The 17,349-nt window shown below is 41.2% G+C and carries 12 protein-coding genes and 1 other RNA gene; 9 read left to right on the top strand and 4 right to left on the bottom strand.

Annotation, left to right across the window (positions count from 1 at the left end; all coding sequences use genetic code 11):
- From HOO90_RS04635 to HOO90_RS04655, 5 genes are all read left to right on the top strand, one after another.
- Positions 1 to 111: (5-formylfuran-3-yl)methyl phosphate synthase (locus HOO90_RS04635; RefSeq protein WP_292840147.1), on the top strand; the 111-nt coding region annotated here is incomplete at its 5' end.
- A gap of 149 nt (positions 112 to 260) precedes the next feature.
- Positions 261 to 1,337: an OmpA family protein gene (locus tag HOO90_RS04640; RefSeq protein WP_292840013.1), complete on the top strand. Its 1,077-nt coding sequence runs from the start codon at positions 261 to 263 to the stop codon at positions 1,335 to 1,337.
- 193 nt (positions 1,338 to 1,530) lie between these two features.
- Positions 1,531 to 2,856, top strand: a complete 1,326-nt coding sequence (locus HOO90_RS04645; RefSeq protein ID WP_292840016.1) for a TRZ/ATZ family hydrolase — start codon at positions 1,531 to 1,533, stop codon at positions 2,854 to 2,856.
- Positions 2,823 to 3,575, top strand: a complete 753-nt coding sequence (gene ubiG / locus HOO90_RS04650) for a bifunctional 2-polyprenyl-6-hydroxyphenol methylase/3-demethylubiquinol 3-O-methyltransferase UbiG (protein ID WP_292840018.1) — start codon at positions 2,823 to 2,825, stop codon at positions 3,573 to 3,575. The genes HOO90_RS04645 and ubiG overlap by 34 nt, the downstream gene beginning before the upstream one ends.
- Positions 3,572 to 4,231, top strand: a complete 660-nt coding sequence (locus HOO90_RS04655) for an HAD-IA family hydrolase (RefSeq protein ID WP_292840021.1) — start codon at positions 3,572 to 3,574, stop codon at positions 4,229 to 4,231. The genes ubiG and HOO90_RS04655 overlap by 4 nt, the downstream gene beginning before the upstream one ends.
- Before the next feature lie 48 nt (positions 4,232 to 4,279).
- Here HOO90_RS04655 and recR read toward each other — a convergent pair whose 3' ends face one another.
- From recR to ffs, 4 genes are all read right to left on the bottom strand, one after another.
- Positions 4,280 to 4,891: a recombination mediator RecR gene (gene recR, locus HOO90_RS04660; protein ID WP_292840024.1), complete on the bottom strand. Its 612-nt coding sequence runs from the start codon at positions 4,889 to 4,891 to the stop codon at positions 4,280 to 4,282.
- A 13-nt stretch (positions 4,892 to 4,904) separates the two neighbouring features.
- Entirely contained in the window at positions 4,905 to 5,213 is a 309-nt protein-coding gene (locus HOO90_RS04665) for a YbaB/EbfC family nucleoid-associated protein (RefSeq protein ID WP_292840027.1), read from the bottom strand.
- A gap of 10 nt (positions 5,214 to 5,223) precedes the next feature.
- On the bottom strand, positions 5,224 to 6,909 hold the full coding sequence (gene dnaX / locus HOO90_RS04670) for a DNA polymerase III subunit gamma/tau (protein WP_292840030.1): 1,686 nt from the start codon (positions 6,907 to 6,909) through the stop codon (positions 5,224 to 5,226).
- Positions 6,910 to 6,985: 76 nt separating this feature from the next.
- Positions 6,986 to 7,082, bottom strand: an RNA gene (ffs, locus tag HOO90_RS04675) — signal recognition particle sRNA small type.
- Positions 7,083 to 7,247: 165 nt separating this feature from the next.
- On the opposite strand from ffs, the gene HOO90_RS04680 reads away from it, so the two are divergent.
- The 4 genes from HOO90_RS04680 (at position 7,248) to HOO90_RS04695 (ending at position 17,336) form a co-directional block, all read left to right on the top strand.
- A complete protein-coding gene (locus HOO90_RS04680; RefSeq protein ID WP_292840033.1) occupies positions 7,248 to 9,170 on the top strand; it encodes a GGDEF domain-containing protein in 1,923 nt (640 codons plus the stop codon).
- A gap of 170 nt (positions 9,171 to 9,340) precedes the next feature.
- On the top strand, positions 9,341 to 10,801 hold the full coding sequence (locus HOO90_RS04685; RefSeq protein WP_292840036.1) for a PAS domain-containing sensor histidine kinase: 1,461 nt from the start codon (positions 9,341 to 9,343) through the stop codon (positions 10,799 to 10,801).
- A 506-nt stretch (positions 10,802 to 11,307) separates the two neighbouring features.
- Positions 11,308 to 11,955 (top strand): response regulator transcription factor, encoded by a 648-nt coding sequence (locus HOO90_RS04690; RefSeq protein WP_292840039.1) that lies wholly within the window; start codon positions 11,308 to 11,310, stop codon positions 11,953 to 11,955.
- Positions 11,956 to 12,335: 380 nt separating this feature from the next.
- Complete coding sequence (locus tag HOO90_RS04695; RefSeq protein ID WP_292840042.1) at positions 12,336 to 17,336, top strand: tetratricopeptide repeat protein; 5,001 nt, start codon at positions 12,336 to 12,338, stop codon at positions 17,334 to 17,336.
- The last annotated feature ends 13 nt before the right edge of the window (positions 17,337 to 17,349 follow it).

Below are 17,349 nucleotides of genomic sequence, written 5' to 3' on the forward strand. Positions count from 1 at the left end.
AATAAACTAAATCCTAACTATATGGGCTTTAGAGGCGGCGTTTGTGAAGGTAATCAGCGTCAATTAGAGCTAAATCCTGATAAAATCCAAGCAATACGTAAATTATTGTAATTTTGTTGTAAAAATCCAACAAACTGTGCGACTTGTTCAAAGTTTTAGAGGATAAGTCGTTGCACTCACTTATGCTTGTGAGTATCATCAAATTATATAAAATTTTAATTTAGAAGTACAAAAAGTTATTTAATTAGGAGCTAAAACGAATGAAAAAAAATCTTATTAATATGGCAGTAGCGACAACTTTAGGCTTAGCTGCCTTTGCTGTATCTGCAGAAGATCTCTACCGCGGAGCTTGGTATGCTGTTCCAGGTGTTTCTTATTTGCGCGCTGATGGCGATGTTGACAATACCAAACGCGGTGGCGGTGGTTTTATTAAACTCGGTAAAGAATTAAGTCCAAGCTGGGATATCCAAGGTGGTTTAGGTTACGACTCAAGTGGTGCCTTAAAACAAACTACTTTGGGTTTAGATGCGTTATATGTTTTAAGCCGCGATAAATTCCGTCCATTCCTATTAGGTGGTTTGGGTGTAGCTAGAAACAAGCTGGATTATCATGGTTTCGATGGAGCTAGCAGCAAAACATCACCATTGGTTAACTTGGGTTTAGGTGCACAATATCTGTTTAATGATAGCTTTGCTGTTCAAGCAGACCTCCGTGAAGTTTGGAGCCGTGCGCAAGATAACAGCGCTAACCCAGCACATGATTTCAATACCGAAACGATTAGCAATACATTGTTTAATCTAGGTGGTATCTTCCGTTTTGGCGCACCTGCTCCTGCACCTGTTGTTGCTGAAGCGCCAGTAGCAGAGCCAGCTCCAGCACCAGTTGCTGCACCTGCTCCAGTGGTTGAACCAGCTCCTGCACCAGCACCTGTGGCTTGCAAACCAAATGTTGAAACAATTACGGTTGGTGCAGAAAAACTATTCGGCTTTGATAAATCTGCATTGAAAGCTGAAGGTAAAGCGGCTTTAGATGAGGCGGCTGCAAAAATTAAGGCAAATCCTGAAATTAAAGCTGTGATTGTGACAGGCCATACTGACCGCATTGGTTCAGATGCTTACAACCAAAAACTTTCAGAAAAACGTGCTAAGCAAGTTGCAGATTATTTAGTAGCTCAAGGTGTTGATTCAGCACTTATTACAGCGACAGGTAAAGGTGAATCTGAACCAGTAGTTAATCCTAAAGGTACTAAAGCAACTAAAGCCTTGATTGAGGCGCTTGCTCCAAACCGTCGTGTTGAAATTCGCGCTGAAGGTACAAAAGAAGTTGGTTGCAATTAATTTAAAATGAACTAAGCTAAGTTTTTTAGTAAATCGAATCTATTGGTAAAATAGATCTTTTAGTTAAGAATTACTGACTTAAACTCAATTTAGCTGAGTAATAATGAAAAACCTCGCATAAGCGGGGTTTTTTATTGCCTAAAAATATTCTTTCGATTTTATTTGTTGTTACATAAATCGCTATAATAAACACATGAAAAAACAAGTCGATTTAATCATTGAGGCGCGTTGGTTATGCCCGATAGTTCCAAGTAATACAATATTTGAACACTACGCAGTGGTAATTGTTACTGGGCAGATTATTGATATCTGTCCCATCATTAAAGCAAGCGAGCAGTATCAGTCGAATGAAGTAACACTATTGACCGAACACGTTTTAATTCCAGGATTAATAAATCTGCATACACATGCCGCGATGAGTTTAATGCGCGGTATGGCGGATGACTTGCCCTTGATGCCGTGGCTTGAAGAGCATATCTGGCCTGCGGAGCGGTCAGTAGTTTCTGGAGAATATGTACAGGATGCGACTTTGCTAGCATGCGCCGAGATGTTAAGTGGCGGCATTACTTGCTTTAACGAAATGTATTTTTATCCAGAATTTGGCGCGCTGGCAGTTAATCAAGCAGGCATTCGTGCGAATCTCGGTCTGGTGGTACTGGAGTTTCCATCGACCTATGCAAATGACGCAGATGATTATTTGCAAAAGGGTTTTTCTGCACACGATAGTTGGCGCAACAATCCATTAATTTCCTCATCTATTGCCCCTCATGCACCCTATACAGTATCGAATCAGACGTTTAAAACCATCGTTACCTATGCTGAGCAACTTGGTTTAGGCATACATACTCACTTGCAAGAAACACGTGATGAAATCCGTCAAAGTGAAGAAAAATACGGGTTGAGACCATTGCAACGACTTGCAGAATTTGGTTTGCTTGGGCCAAGTTTTGTTGCGGCGCATTGTGTACATTTATTAGCAAGTGAAATTGATCTGTTAGCAGAGTTTGGTTGCCATGTCGCACACTGCCCAACTTCTAATTTGAAATTAGCAAGTGGAATCGCGCCAGTGACACAGTTACTAGCAAAAGGAGTGAACGTTGGATTGGGCACGGATAGCGCAGCAAGCAATAACCGTTTAGATATGTTTTCTGAGATGCGATTAAGCGCGCTACTAGCTAAAGGGGTTACAGAAGATGCAGCGGTATTGCCTGCACATCAAGCATTAGAAATGGCGACGATTAACGCTGCAAAGGCTATGGCTTTGGATCATAAGATTGGGTCAATTGAGATAGGAAAGCTGGCTGATTTAACGGCGGTAAAATTAAGTGATTTCAACACAAATCCTTGTTATGACCCCATTTCGCATTTGGTGTATACCTGTGGTCGTGAAAATGTGACTCATACTTGGGTGGCAGGGGAATTACGCTATAGTAATGGGGTCTACGCTAATATAGAACCCATTGAGTTAAGGGAAATTATCAATACATGGCAACCAAAATTAAGGCAGTACAAACATTGACCACTAAAAAAAAGCTAGATGAAAATGCGGATGATTTGGAACTGCAGAAATTCGGCGAATTAGCCCATAAATGGTGGGATAGGCAGAGTGAATTTAAACCGCTGCATGAAATCAATCCTTTAAGATTAAATTGGATTGATAATATAGTCGGCTTGCAAGGTAAGCGCGTACTGGATGTAGGTTGTGGAGGTGGCATTTTATCTGAATCAATGTTTTTTAAGGGCGCGGAAGTGACCGGCATTGACTTGGGCGAAAAAGCACTTAGTGTTGCTAAATTGCATCAGCTCGAAAGCGGCGCTCAAGTTAATTATCGCTATATTGCTGTCGAACAGTTAGCTGTGGAACAAGCCGCAAGCTTCGATGTAGTGACATGCATGGAAATGTTGGAGCATGTACCTAATCCAGAAGCCATCGTGCAGGCCTGTGCTAAGTTAGTTAAGCCAGGCGGCTCAGTATTTTTTTCAACTATTAATCGAAATCCTAAATCCTATTTATTCGCAGTTGTCGGCGCGGAATATATACTGAATCTTCTACCAAAAGGCACTCATGATTACGCTAAATTCATCAAGCCATCGGAATTAAGCGCTTGGGCTAGGCAGGTTGATTTGAATGTGGCGAGCCTGCGCGGTATGACGTACAACCCCATCACTCAACATTATCGCCTGAGTGAGGATGTGTCGGTAAACTATCTCCTCCACACAGTTCTATCCCCCTCATGACCATCGTTTTATTTGATTTAGACGGCACTCTAGTAGATACCGCCCATGATTTAGGCTTGGCACTCAATATGCAATTAGCAAGGCATGGCAAGCCCGCATTATCGCATGAAAAAATATGGCCTGTGGCCTCACATGGTACGCGTGGCTTACTTGCTTTAGGTTTTGGTATTAATCCCCATGATGCTCACTTTGAAGCAATGAAGCATGAATATTTAGACTTGTATGACACGGTATTTACCTACACCCCTACTTTACTGCCTGGAATTGCTGAATTGCTAGATAGATTGGACGCTCAAGGCGTAAAATGGGGTATTGTCACGAATAAACCAAGGCGCTTTTCGGTTGATTTAACAAAAGCGGTAAAAACAGGTAGTACTGATTTATATCAGCGTTCAGCGTGCTTATTTTGTGGGGACGATGCCGCACAGCCAAAACCAGCACCAGACACCCTTTTAATGGCTTGTGATTTTCTTAACGTCGCGCCTAGTCAGTGCCTTTACGTGGGTGATGCTGAGCGTGATGTTCAGGCGGGGAAAGCCGCTGGCATGAAAACTGTAGTGGCGTTATTTGGTTATATTGCAGAAACTGATCAGCCCAAAGCATGGGCGGCAGATGTTTTAATCGCTAGTCCAGTTGAGTTACTCGATCTGCTTTAGCGGTATCAAAATATTGGCATTAAAACGAAATAAATTCTTAAGGTGGCGCTAAACGCTTCTGCGCTCTAACATTGCTTGCGCCAATGTTCCGCTGTCCACATATTCAATCTCGCCGCCCATTGGCATGCCGCGAGCAATTCGGCTTGTTTTAATGCCTCGTGCTTTTAATAATTCGCAAATGTAATGTGCGGTAGCATCGCCCTCAACCGTGTAGTTGGTAGCAAGAATCACTTCTTGAACAGGGCCTTGGTTAAAGGCACCATCTTGGGCACGCTTGATGAGCTTTTCTAAATGAATTTCTTTGGGGCCAATGCCATCTAGTGGCGATAATCTGCCCATCAGCACAAAGTACATACCCGTATAAGCTTGAGTATTTTCAAGCATTAGTAGGTCAGTTGGCATTTCTACCACACACAATAAGTTTTTATCACGTTGCTCGGAACTACAAAGTGGACAAATAGGTTGTTCGCTAAAGGTATTGCAAAGTTTGCAATGGTCAACCACTTGCAAAGCGATGTCCAAGGCATTGGCTAAGCCACTAGCACCTTTTCTATTACGCTGTAACAAATAATAGGCCATCCGCTGCGCTGACTTTGGGCCAACGCCTGGCAGGCAGCGCAAGCTTTCAATCAGTTGTTCTAGCGCGGGTGGGTTTTTCATTAATAGCTATTGGTTAAAATGGCAATTTCATGCCGGCTGGCATGAAATTAGCCATACGTGCTGATGCTGTCGCTTCAACCTTTGCCCCCGCATCTTTTAATGCGATGACTAATAAGTCTTCAAGTGTTTCTTTGTCGTCCATTAGGCTGTCATCTAAAACCACGCGCTTTACTTCGTTTTTACAGGTCATCTGTATTTTCACTAAGCCATTTGCCGCAATGCCTTCTACTTCAATATTGGCAAGTTCGTCCTGTGCCTTTTGCATATTGGCTTGCATTTGCTGGGCTTGCTTCATTAAATTGCCCATGCCACCTTTCATCATAATTTACTCCTTAGTTACTGATGGGTTTAATTGAATTGGGGATAATCGATGCCCCAAAATCGTTAATTAACGCTTGCACAAAACTATCTTGGTCAATCGCATTTTCGGCGCCAGCTTGTGCTACAGCTTTTTCTTGTGCGACTTCTTTTGCAGGGGTGTTTACGCTACCTTCTACACTAAACTCTAGGCGAATTTTTCTACCAAAATGCTGTTGTAACGCTGAGCTTAGTTTATCTTGATACATGGCGCTGAGTAAGCTCTTGTCCTTATCTTGTATGGCAAAGCGCATCGTGTTTTCGTCATAACTTAGTAGCGCACTATTTAGCGCTAAATTACGTGCTAGCCCTAGTTTTAGCTGGTCTAATAAACCACGCCAGTTACCATTGAATTGGGTTGCTGAGCCATTTTCTGAACTCTGTTCCGTAGAATTGAGATTGCTTGATTCTACGGCTGTATCTGCTGCTTGCTCAATGAGCGTATTTGCTTGCTGAGGATGCGTTTTATCTAAACTCGATGGAATTTGTTCTTCTGCCGGCTTAACAATGGGCTGTGACGCCATGGCTGGTTTAGGCTCATTAACGGGTTTTGATAGCGGCTTTTTTGTTTCACTTTCACTGGGTGTAAAAGCCAGCATGCGCAATAAACTCATGGTAAACCCAGCAAATTCGTCGGGTGCCAAGCTGATATCACGACGCCCTAGCAAAGCGATTTGATAATAAAGTTGTAAGGTTTCTGGCGATATTCTTTGGGCAAGGTCAAGCAGTAGATTGCGTTCTGGCAAATCATCTGCCACGCTATCAGGCACGGTTTGAGCAACGGCGATTTGATGCAGTAACTGAGCTAAATCATTCAGGGCGGATTCAAACGATAAACTGCGTTCTTCCATCGATCTTGCTTGCGCAATGATGCCCGCGCCATCATTGGCTAACAGCGCATCAATTAATTGGTATAAATAGCTTTGGTCAATCGCGCCGAGCATCGCGCGTACTTCTGATTCATTCACTGTTTGGCCACCGTAAGCAATGGCCTGATCGGTAAGCGATAAGGCATCACGCATGCTGCCTGCAGCAGCACGTGATATTAAATGCAGCGCTGTTGGTTCGTAAGAAATTTTTTCCTGACCGAGAATATTTTGCAAATGCGAGATGATTGAAGTGCCAGCCATTTGGCGCAAATTAAATTGCAAACAGCGAGAGAGTACGGTGACAGGTACTTTTTGCGGGTCAGTTGTAGCTAATATGAATTTAACGTGAGCAGGCGGTTCTTCTAGCGTTTTAAGCATTGCGTTGAATGCGCTTTTAGACAGCATGTGTACCTCATCGATGATGTACACTTTAAAGCGTCCGGCAGTGGGCGCATATTGGGCGTTGTCGAGCAAATCGCGCATGGCGTCTACTTGTGTGTTGCTGGCAGCATCTACTTCAATTAAGTCAACAAATCGGCCACGGTCGATTTCCGTACAAGCATCGCAGATTCCACAAGGTTTAGCCGTAATTCCTGTTTCACAATTCAGCGATTTCGCTAGAATTCGTGCAACGGTTGTTTTCCCAACCCCTCGAGTGCCAGTAAATAAATAGGCATGGTGTAAACGGTTTTGTTCAAGCGCATTGGTTAATGCACGAACCACATGGTCTTGGCCAACCAAGGTTTCAAACGATTTTGGCCGCCATTTACGGGCTAGGACTTGATAAGACATAGGCTCAACTTTAGCTGAAAATTTAGATTACGCAATGTAATTCATATGTAGCAAAAACAGGATTGCCCAAAAATAAAGAGGCGAGCCTTTACCCCGGCACTTGCTTAATAGTTGTGGCTGCTTGCTTCCGCACCTGACCAGATTGGCTACTTCACAATGCGGGGAGGCCCGCCAGATGCAATTTTACAATACTTTGGGGTTTAAACTACCTTAGCTGTAAGAATATTTTTTTAAACAGAACGATAAAAGCATTCTTAAATTTGCCTTTGATTTTAATAGATAGCCACAAAATAGACACTGTCTCAAATTTTGAAATTGTATGCCAACCAACCAAGACCATGACCCAAGCTAAACAAAGTAAATCAGAACTCGCACCGCAGGACATAGCGCGTGAAACATTTAAACAAATGGCACTGCGTCGCGTAGTACCCACGCCCGATAATTATGCGCTGATTTACCATGAAATTTCTGGAACCCCAGCAAAAGAAAACTTCAATAGCGCATTTAAAGCAGCGCTTAAAAAGTTGCCAAATGATACTGCCGAGCAAGAAAAATGGCGTATTCGTTGGGAAAAATTGCTTAAGCAAGAAAATTGGTCGGCTTTGCCTGCTTTATTGAACGAAGGCATGGACATCAGCTTAAACTTTTCTAAACAGTGGCCAGAGGCTATACGTGAGTTATTGCAAAGTTGGGATGCTAAACAGTTGGGGCTTGATTTACCAAGAAAAAAAGAAACCTTGGAAAAGGTGCTGATTAACTTTGGTAATGATCCATTACTGGCACAAAAACTTTTGGCAATGACGAATAACTGGAAGGAATATGGCACCATTGAAGGCAGTTCAAAAGCCATTGAATTGGCTTTTGAGACTGCTGAATCGGAAAAAGTAGCGACGCAATATGCGTTGGTTGACCAAGATCAATTTGCAAATTCAGCGCTTGTACAAACTTTAGCAAGCCCCAATGAGGTTAAACCTAGTGCGGAATCAACGGAATTGCAGAGCCTTTCGAACTATGAGCCTGACCAGTTTCAAGAAACTTTTCGGGCATTGCAAGACATGCTTAAGCAGTCGCTCAATCATGGTTTGATTCCAAGGTTGGACGGTTACCCTGATCTGAAAGAAGAAGCTGAGAAAATTTTTATACTTTCTGAAAAAGCGCGCAAGTTGAAAGACTGGCTGGAAATAACCAAAAAGTTCAGGGCGTTTTTGGTTCGCGTTGAATTGATAGGTGCAAATGAAAATGATATGAAGCACGATTTATTGCGCTTACTTAAATTGCTTATTGATAATATTGGCGAACTCGTGGCCGATGACCAATGGTTACATGGTCAGATTTCTGTTGTACAAACTATTGTTTCAGGACCACTCGATAGAGTGTTGATAACAGAGGCAGAAAAAAGTTTGAAAGAGGTTATTTTCAAGCAAGGGGTATTGAAGCACAGCTTGAACGAGGCTAAAAATGCTTTTAAGGCGATGATTGCAACCTTTGTGGATAGGTTGTCGCACATGTCAAGCTCCACTGGTGCTTATCACGATAAGGTGGAAATTTGCGCTGAAAAACTGGCTAAAACGGAAGACATTGCACAGATTAACGCATTGTTAGAAGATTTAATGATTGATACGCACACAATGCAAACTGATATTGTGCGCTCTCGTGAGGCCATGATTAAGCAGACGGATGAGGTGATATCCGCACAAGAAAAAATCATTAAATTGCAGACCGAGCTGTCACAATTAAGCGAAAAAGTATCCATTGATCAGTTAACGGGCGTGCTTAATCGCCGCGGTTTAGATGAAGCTATGTTAAGGGAAATTGCGCGGGCTAAACGTAGCGGCGCGGAACTTTGTGTGGCATTGCTCGATATCGATAATTTTAAATTCTTTAATGACCATTATGGACATCAGGTGGGCGATACGGCATTGCAACACTTGGCAAAAGTCATTCAACAAACTTTAAGGCCGACCGATGCAGTGGCGAGATTTGGTGGTGAAGAGTTCGTCATATTGTTACCAGACACAAGTATAGAGGCTGCTGTTGAGACGGTTTCACGCTTACAGCGCGCATTAACTAAACAGTTTTTTTTAGGCAATAATGAGCGCTTGCTAATTACGTTTAGCGCAGGGGTGGCGTTGTTTAAAAAAGAGGAAGAACAAATTGCGGTGTTAAATCGTGCTGATCAAGCGATGTACCTAGCTAAAAAATCCGGTAAAAATCGCGTCATGACGGAAATGGACCTTATCAATAGCGCTGCTAATTTTTAATGGTTTTGGTGTTAGTTAATAACGTGCTGGAATTAACTGTTAGTATAGCTTGGCTAAAGTGCCTTGGTAAGTGATTGCTGAATATTGTATTCCTGTAAGTATTAGTTAATAATGCTCAGCGATATAAAATTCTTGAATATAAATTAAGCTTGTTTACAAAGGTTGTTAAATTGCTTCAATTGCCTGATACCTCTTCATTATTAGACGCCCTGTTGTTGGGGGTGACCGACGAGGTGTACCTTGTTAATGTGCCGACGATGCAATTGGTGTATGTGAATGAGAGCGTACTAAAAGATACGGGTTATGACTTAGAGGGCTTAAAAGAACTCAATACAGAAAGCATTCTCGGGATTGATGAGCAATCGCTACAACGCTATGTGGAAAATCATCGACACCATTCGTACTTTGTTGAATTATTGCAAGACCAAACACCGATTATTGGTAACATCAACCATAACAAATTACGTTTAATGGTTTTACAGTCAGGTCAGCAAGAGTTTATTCTTATTATCAAGAACGACAATCTTGATACATCGGCAGTCGGTGAGACAGTAAAAAGCGACCATAAGAATGCCATAGGCGACCATGAAACACGCTATCAAACGATGATTGCCAATACGCCTGCCTTGGTTTTTCAATTTCAACTCGATAGCAATGGCGAAATAAAATTTATCTACCTAACCGACGGATGTAAAGCCCTACTGGGGTTAAATGCAGAAGATTTAAAAGAAGATTCAAGTTTGTTATACGCAATGATGAACGCAAGAGACCGCGCTACTTTACGCAAAAAACTTGAGCAATCTACAGTTAACCTGAGCTTGATGAACTGGGAGGGCAAGGTTTGGATTGATGGTTGGCAAGATAATAAATGGCTTGATTTGCGCGCTGTACCAAGAATGTTGAGCAACGGCGTGATTCAGTGGGAAGGTCTTATGACCAACATCACGCAAAGTAAAAATGCAAAACATGAAATTGAAAAATCGCGTCGTGAACTAGTCGAATTAACGGCGCATATCCATAAAATTAAAGAACAAGAGCGAAGTGCAATCGCACGTGAAATTCACGATGATTTGGGTGGAAATTTAACCGCCATTAAAATGGGCTTATCCTCCATTATAAAAAAAATCAGCGCAGGCCAGCCTGTTCCTGTAGATCAGGCGCTGAACTTAGAAACCATTCTGGATAATACCTTTGAAGCTGTGCATCGAATTTCTCGCGATTTGCGACCTAATGTACTGGATTTAGGCATTGTTGCGGCCTTGGAATGGCAAGCGAAAGAGTTCGAAAAGCAGTTAGCAATTAGTTGCCAATTTACCTGCAATCAGGCGGAGATTCCTGTCTCCACTGACCAAGGTATTACCTTATTTAGAATCTTTCAAGAATCGATGTCCAATATTGCTAAGCATGCCAAGGCAACATTGGTGATGGTGGATTTGAGTGCAGATAACCATGAAATTGTTCTGACAATTAGTGATAATGGCGTGGGGATTAAATCTAGTGATACGCTGAAATCCAATTCATTTGGTCTTCGTGGTATGCGTGAGCGAGTTACGGCGCTACATGGTACATTTAAAGTAACCGAATCAAACAAACAAGGTACGACGATTATTATTCGAATACCAGCCGAATAATTCGTAAGGCTTGTGTTGAGTCGCTAGTCCGTAGCGATTATCCAAAAAAATAGTACAAAACAATCCATAAGTTCAAATTTCGTCATAGTCGTGACGTATTTCGTCATAGCGTTGGAATTTCAACGGCAATGTCGATTATTTATATGTATTTTCTTTAGTTAAAAAAATCTTACTGGATATATGCGTTCAATTGATTCAAATTTTAGCTTAACGATACTTAAAATTTGCAAGGTCGCGTTATCTGCCTGATTTAATTAGCTTTTTAAGGTATTGATACTTTTCTAAAAACCAATTTAACTGAGTAAAACTATTCAGAATTTTAAAATTAGTTCTAATAAAACTCAAAAAAGAATAGTTTTTCATAATTAAATGACGACATATTTTTTGTTAGAAATGCCAATACTCGGCTGGCACATAGTTTGCTTATATGTAATTAAGTAAGTAATAAAGTGAATTAAAACTTAATTACTCAATATCAGTTACATCACATGGGTATGGATATTAGTATGACAAATAATAAACAAATCAAAGTTATTATCGCTGATGATCACGCTATATTAAGAGCCGGCCTAAAACAGATTTTGGCCGAAACAGACGATATTGTGGTGGTTTCAGAAGCAGAAAATGCGGCTGAAGCGATTAGATTAGGCTGTCAACCCGATGCCGATGTCATTCTGATGGACATTGCCTTACCTGATCGTAGCGGCATGGATGCACTGAAATACATAAAACATGTTAACAACCATATTGCTGTACTCATGCTTTCCATGTACAAAGAAGATCAATATGCGGTCCGTGCCTTAAAATCAGGTGCTGCAGGGTATCTATGTAAACAAAGCGCATCATCAGAATTGGTGAATGCGATTCGCGTGGTAGCCAAAGGTAAAAAATACATTACGCCAGAAGTTGCCGAAATATTAGCCAATCAAGTTGGAATTGAAAACGAAAAAGCGCCACACGAAAGTTTGTCAGACCGGGAGTTTCAAACCATGACGATGATTGCCTCTGGTTTTTCAGTGGGTGAAATCGCCGAGAAATTAGCGTTGTCTGTTAAAACAATCAGCATGTACCGCACACGCATGCTAGAAAAAATGCAATTCCGTCACAATGCCGAAATAACGCACTATGCAATCAGAAATCATCTGGTTGATTAATAAGCACTAATTACCAGAACTACGCTTCCAGTTCCTCGATACCGGAGCTTGTAGAAGGGTGTTGGCGCAGTCCCTTTGGTAAGCTTAGGGAAATCCTAAGTACTCGTTCTGCACGTTTGCCCAATCCCATCTGTATTAAAATTCAAATAGTATTATCAATAAAGTTAATTTAACTAACTTTTATCCCTCTGTTTCACACATCCAATTGTCTTGATATTTTTCATAATGTAGACATTGTGGCACCTATATTTGCAGTGTTGATGTTTGTGGTGTCGACAAAATAACAAATTTGATTAATTCAATCATGGCGCTGTTTAAAATAAATTAGCGGCTAGGATTATTTTAATATTTTGCGACGCAAAGCTTGAAAAAGGTGAGTGATGATTGCAACGGAAAGCAGAAATAAGGCTAGTCAGGGCGCTATAGATAGAGCTAGCTTGTCTGAAATGAATTTACTAGCCACTAAGTTTAACGATGGACAACTAGCTGAAAGCGAGCAGTTGGCGATTAGGCTTACGCAAAGCTACCCGAGTGATGGATTCGGTTGGAAAGTATTGGGGGCAATCTTGCAACAGCAAGGTTTAATTACAGAAGCCGGTGAAGCATTAAAAAAAGCTGCAGCTTATTTGCCACAAGATAGTGAGGCGCAATATAACTTAGGTAACTTTTACTACGATCAACAGCAATTAGATGCGGCTGCAACGCATTACAAAAATGCAATTAAATTGGCACCAACTTTTGCTAAAGCACATTACAATTTAGGCAATGTACTAAAAAGCCAGAACGAATTAGATCAGGCTAAAATTAGCTATAACAATGCCTTAAAAATAGATTCCCAAAACGTGCATGCTACATGCAATTTAGCTCAGGTATTTTACGAGCAGGAACTCTTTTCAGATGCAATAATTTATTATAAGCAAGCGTTACAAGTGCAGGTAGATTTTGCTGCGGCTTACATCGGTTTAGGTGCATCCTTGCAGGCGATTGGTCAATTACCAGAAGCTGAGCAGAATTTTAGGCAGGCGATAATGATCAACCCAAATGATGCTGATGCCCATCAGAATCTAGGTGGGTTACTAAAAGCATTGGGACGGTTAGAAGAAGCCGAATCTAGCTATAGAACTGCACTGACCATTTCACCAGAGAATGCAGATGCTTACACCAAGTTAGGGTCTATATTAAAATCCATGGGCAAGACTGCTGAAGCAAGTGATTGCTTCAGTAAAGCATTGAGTATCAACCCGATGCTAGAAGAAGTTCAGAACGATTTAGGCTTAGCGCTGGCAGATCAAGGTCGTTTTTCAGAAGCAGAAGCGTGTTATCAAAAAGCCATTGAGATTGCACCCGTGTTCTGGAAAGCTTATAACAATCTTGGCTTGGCTTTGTATGGCATGGCAAGATTTAAAGAGGCTGAATCAGCTTTTGAAACAGCCATTGATTTAAATCCTCATGAAGCTCTAATTCATAGCAATTTAAGTTTGCCATTAGTGGCGCAAGGGCAAATTAAAAAAGCCGAAGTCAGTCTAAAGTATGCGATAGAAATTTCCCCAGGATATGTCAATGCCTACATCAATCTAGGGACTAACTATTTAGCGCAAGGCTTAGCTCAAGAGGCCGAAGCTGCTTTTGTTGAGGCGCTAAAGATAGATCAAGATTCGACTAAGGCAAGAAGTAATCTACTGTTTACACTTAATTACTCGGGTAGGCATAGTGCTGAGTTTCGCTTAGACCAAGCCAGCCAATATGGACAAATCGCCGATAAAAATTCAAGTGTGGTGTTTACCGAATGGCAAGATAAATTGCAAGCAAAGCGGCTAAAAATCGGGCTGGTTTCTGGTGATTTGCGTCAGCATCCCGTTGCATATTTTTTAGAAAATTGGGCAAAACATATCGATTTTTCACGTTTTGAACTCATTGCTTATCCAACCGACCTTCGTGAAGATGAATTTACCGACAGACTTAAACCTTACTTTTCAGGCTGGAAATCACTTGTAGGCTTAACTGACCAAGCAGCGGCCGAACTTATTCATGGTGATGGTGTGCATATATTGATGGATTTGTCTGGGCATACGGCAGAAAATAGACTGCCTGTTTTTGCAAGAAAGCCAGCTCCAATTCAGGTAAGCTGGTTGGGATATTTTGCGACCACTGGAATGAGCACAATGGACTATTTTATTGCCGATGAAGTAGGCGTGCCTGAACAGAATAAAACGCAATTTGTTGAAAAAATCAAATACCTAGCGGATACGCGACTTTGTTTTACCGCACCCCATAACTCAATAGAAGTTTCAAACTTACCAGCCTTGAAAAATGGCTATGTTACATTCGGCAGTTTTCAAACAATGGTTAAAGCTAGCAATGAGGTGCTTTCATTATGGGCTGAAGTAATTAAATCAACGCCAAATTCAAAATTGCGCTGGCAATGCAAGTCACTTGGTGATTCTGCGATTGTTGAAGATTTAAGGCAACGTTTTGCTAAGTACGGTATTGGTTCTGAACAATTGATCTTATTAGAATCTGTTTCGCGCGATGAATACTTAAAAGCACATGCCGAAGTTGACCTGATACTCGATACGTTTCCATACCCAGGCGGCACAACCACCTGTGAAGGCCTGTGGATGGGGGTTCCGACTTTGACGCTAGCAGGTGATACATTAATTGCTAGGCAGGGTGCCAGTATGCTCACTGCGGCAGGGTTGGCAGATTGGGTTGCTGAAGATAAATCAGACTATGTCAATAAGGCATTGTCATGCTGTGCGGATTTGACCAAACTGGCTAAATTGAGGGCTGGAATGCGAGCAAAGGTAATTGCTTCCCCCTTGTTTGATGGTCAGCGGTTTGCAAAAAATATGGAAAAAGCTATTCTGGAAATGTGGGATGAGTATTCAAAAAATTCCTTATATTTTCAAGCAGCTGTGAATATACCTGCTTCACACATGCAAGATGCTAACGCATTTATGGCGCCCCAGAAACTTGCGATTGAAATTGTGAGTGCTACTCGATATTCAGAAGCTGATTTTTGGACTAAATCGGCTTTAGGGCTTTCCTTAACAAGGCATCTTAAGCAGGATGCTAGATTAAGTGCAAAAATTTCTTTTGAAAATACACGTGGATTATCTGAAGTGTTTAATGCAGCGATTGATCAAGCCGACACAGACGCGACACTGGTATTTATCCATGATGATGTGTGGATAGATGAAGCGAATTTTGCTGAGGTGGTCGCAGAAGGACTTGAGCATTTTGACATTATAGGCATTGCCGGGAATAAACGTAGATTACCAAATCAGCCAGGCTGGGTAATAGTAGACCTGAATTTCAAATGGGACGAACAGGAGAATTTAAGCGGCCAAGTTGCTCACAGTAAAAGTGCTTTTGGCGCGGCTAAGGTTTTTGGGGAAGCGCCAGCAACGTGTGAGTTATTAGACGGAGTTTTTCTTGCTGTAAAGAAAAGTAGCCTCGATAATAAAGGTGCGAGATTTGATGAGCAGTTTGATTTTCATTTTTATGATTTAGATTTTTGCCGTACAGCAAAACAAGCCGGTTTAACTTTAGGGACTTGGCATATTCAATTAACGCATCAAAGCATTGGTCAATATGGCACTAAACAATGGCATGAAAAATATCACCTTTATTTAAATAAATGGGAAGAGTCAGGCATACAAAAAGTAAAGATTCCTGAAAATTCTGAGCCAAATCAAAATAATCAAGCCTTGCAGCAAGCAATTGAAGACGTGGTTGACATTGCCTTAGAACATCAAAGAGCTGGACGTTTGGAGCAAGCTGAACAGTTTTATCATGAGATTATTAGTATCAGTGCAAATCACGCGGCAGCCAACCACAATCTTGGTGTTATTAAGGCTGGCTTTAAAAACGTGCAAGAGGCTTTGCCATACTTAGAAATAGCCGTGCAAGAGAAACCAGACATAGAGCAGTATTGGGTTACTTATATTGATGCCTTAATGCAGTCTGGTGCTATTGATACCGCAGCTGAAGCCTTGGAACTCGGGCAGAAATTTGGTTTGCGTCCGGGAGTTGCAAAAATGTTAGCCGCTGATTTTGTAAAGCAGTTCGATGCAAGGGAAAATAAGTTACAGTCTTTGAGAAACCAAGCTTTAGATGCACTGCAAGTAGAGTTAAGACCACGAGCAGTAATCCGCGCAAATGCTAATAAAAATGCAGGAAAACCAGTGTTTTATATCTGGTCACCTGATTACACCGAGTATTCTTCTGGTATTAAAGCTTTGCATCTATTGTGCGATCGTTTAAATAACTTGGGTTACGAGGCCTACATTTCATCCGCTAAAGTGAATGAACTGATCAATACTCCGAAAATTACTAGCTACTTAATAAGTCAGCATAAACAACAAAATCGATTGCAAATAGCTATTTATCCTGAAACTCATGTTGGAAATCCACTTTTGATTCCTAATGTTGTGCGTTATTTATTAAATAAGCCCAACTTTTTTCTGAAAACTTCTTGGTTTGGTAGTTATCACAAAGATGAAAAAATCCTTCATTATGACGATTCCTTTGCCATACCTTGGATAAAATCTGATTGTGTAAGAGTGCAGACCATCGATCGCAATACATTTAAGTTGGCAGAGAATTCAAATATAGAGCGTTCTGGATTTTTGGTCTATTCACATCGCGTGGAGCCTGACCTAACCTTAATTCCTGATTGGTGCAAACCATTTCAAGTAATTTCCATGGAAAATCCGAGGTCTGCAAAAGAGTTGTCTACCATGTATCAACAGTCTTCGGGTTTAATTGTTTTTGAAAGAACAGCGGCAATCGTTGAGGCTATTTTTTGTGGCTGCCCAGTAATTGCGAGTTCACAATATGGATTTAAAGACTTCTCTATATATGATCAAGCTGTTGATATCGCCTGGGATTTTGATTTGTCTAGCTACGAACGTGCAAAACAATCAATTCCTTTATTCCCTAAAATTTACGATGCAAATGAGTATGTTGATACTCAAGCGCTTTTGGTTGCAGTAAAAGATATTGTTCATCATTTTCAATTTGACGAGTTAGATGCCCCTGAATTTAATCACAGTGTGATATTTGAGCAAGCTAAGAAAAATCTACAGCTGGGAATGGTAACTGATTCGATTATCGCCTTTAGGCAATTGATTTTAGACAATCCCCAAAGTGTAGATGTCTATTTTTATTTAGCTCAGGAATTGATGGCGTTAAATTTAGCTAAGCCAGCGCAAGAAACCCTGCTAAATGGTGAATTATATCTAGAGAAATTACCTGAGCATGAATCCTTGAATGCAATTAGAGAGATCTATTACCAATTGCTTAGTGCTGCCTGTCGTGGGGTAGGTGATTTGGTCTTATCAAATCAATATATTGAAAAAAGTGGGCAGTATCAATAGAACGCCCTGTCTA

Origin of the sequence: Methylotenera sp., from assembly GCF_013141425.1 — a bacterium.
GTDB lineage: Bacteria > Pseudomonadota > Gammaproteobacteria > Burkholderiales > Methylophilaceae > Methylotenera.

What these genes read in the sequence shown, in the direction of transcription:
- ubiG (WP_292840018.1), top strand. Translation starts at nt 2,823, where the DNA reads ATGGCAACCAAAATTAAGGCAGTACAAACATTGACCACTAAAAAAAAG.
- HOO90_RS04680 (WP_292840033.1), top strand. Translation starts at nt 7,248, where the DNA reads ATGACCCAAGCTAAACAAAGTAAATCAGAACTCGCACCGCAGGACATA.
- recR (WP_292840024.1), bottom strand. Translation starts at nt 4,891, where the DNA reads ATGAAAAACCCACCCGCGCTAGAACAACTGATTGAAAGCTTGCGCTGC.
- dnaX (WP_292840030.1), bottom strand. Translation starts at nt 6,909, where the DNA reads ATGTCTTATCAAGTCCTAGCCCGTAAATGGCGGCCAAAATCGTTTGAA.
- HOO90_RS04645 (WP_292840016.1), top strand. Translation starts at nt 1,531, where the DNA reads ATGAAAAAACAAGTCGATTTAATCATTGAGGCGCGTTGGTTATGCCCG.
- HOO90_RS04655 (WP_292840021.1), top strand. Translation starts at nt 3,572, where the DNA reads ATGACCATCGTTTTATTTGATTTAGACGGCACTCTAGTAGATACCGCC.
- HOO90_RS04665 (WP_292840027.1), bottom strand. Translation starts at nt 5,213, where the DNA reads ATGATGAAAGGTGGCATGGGCAATTTAATGAAGCAAGCCCAGCAAATG.
- HOO90_RS04695 (WP_292840042.1), top strand. Translation starts at nt 12,336, where the DNA reads ATGATTGCAACGGAAAGCAGAAATAAGGCTAGTCAGGGCGCTATAGAT.
- HOO90_RS04690 (WP_292840039.1), top strand. Translation starts at nt 11,308, where the DNA reads ATGACAAATAATAAACAAATCAAAGTTATTATCGCTGATGATCACGCT.
- HOO90_RS04640 (WP_292840013.1), top strand. Translation starts at nt 261, where the DNA reads ATGAAAAAAAATCTTATTAATATGGCAGTAGCGACAACTTTAGGCTTA.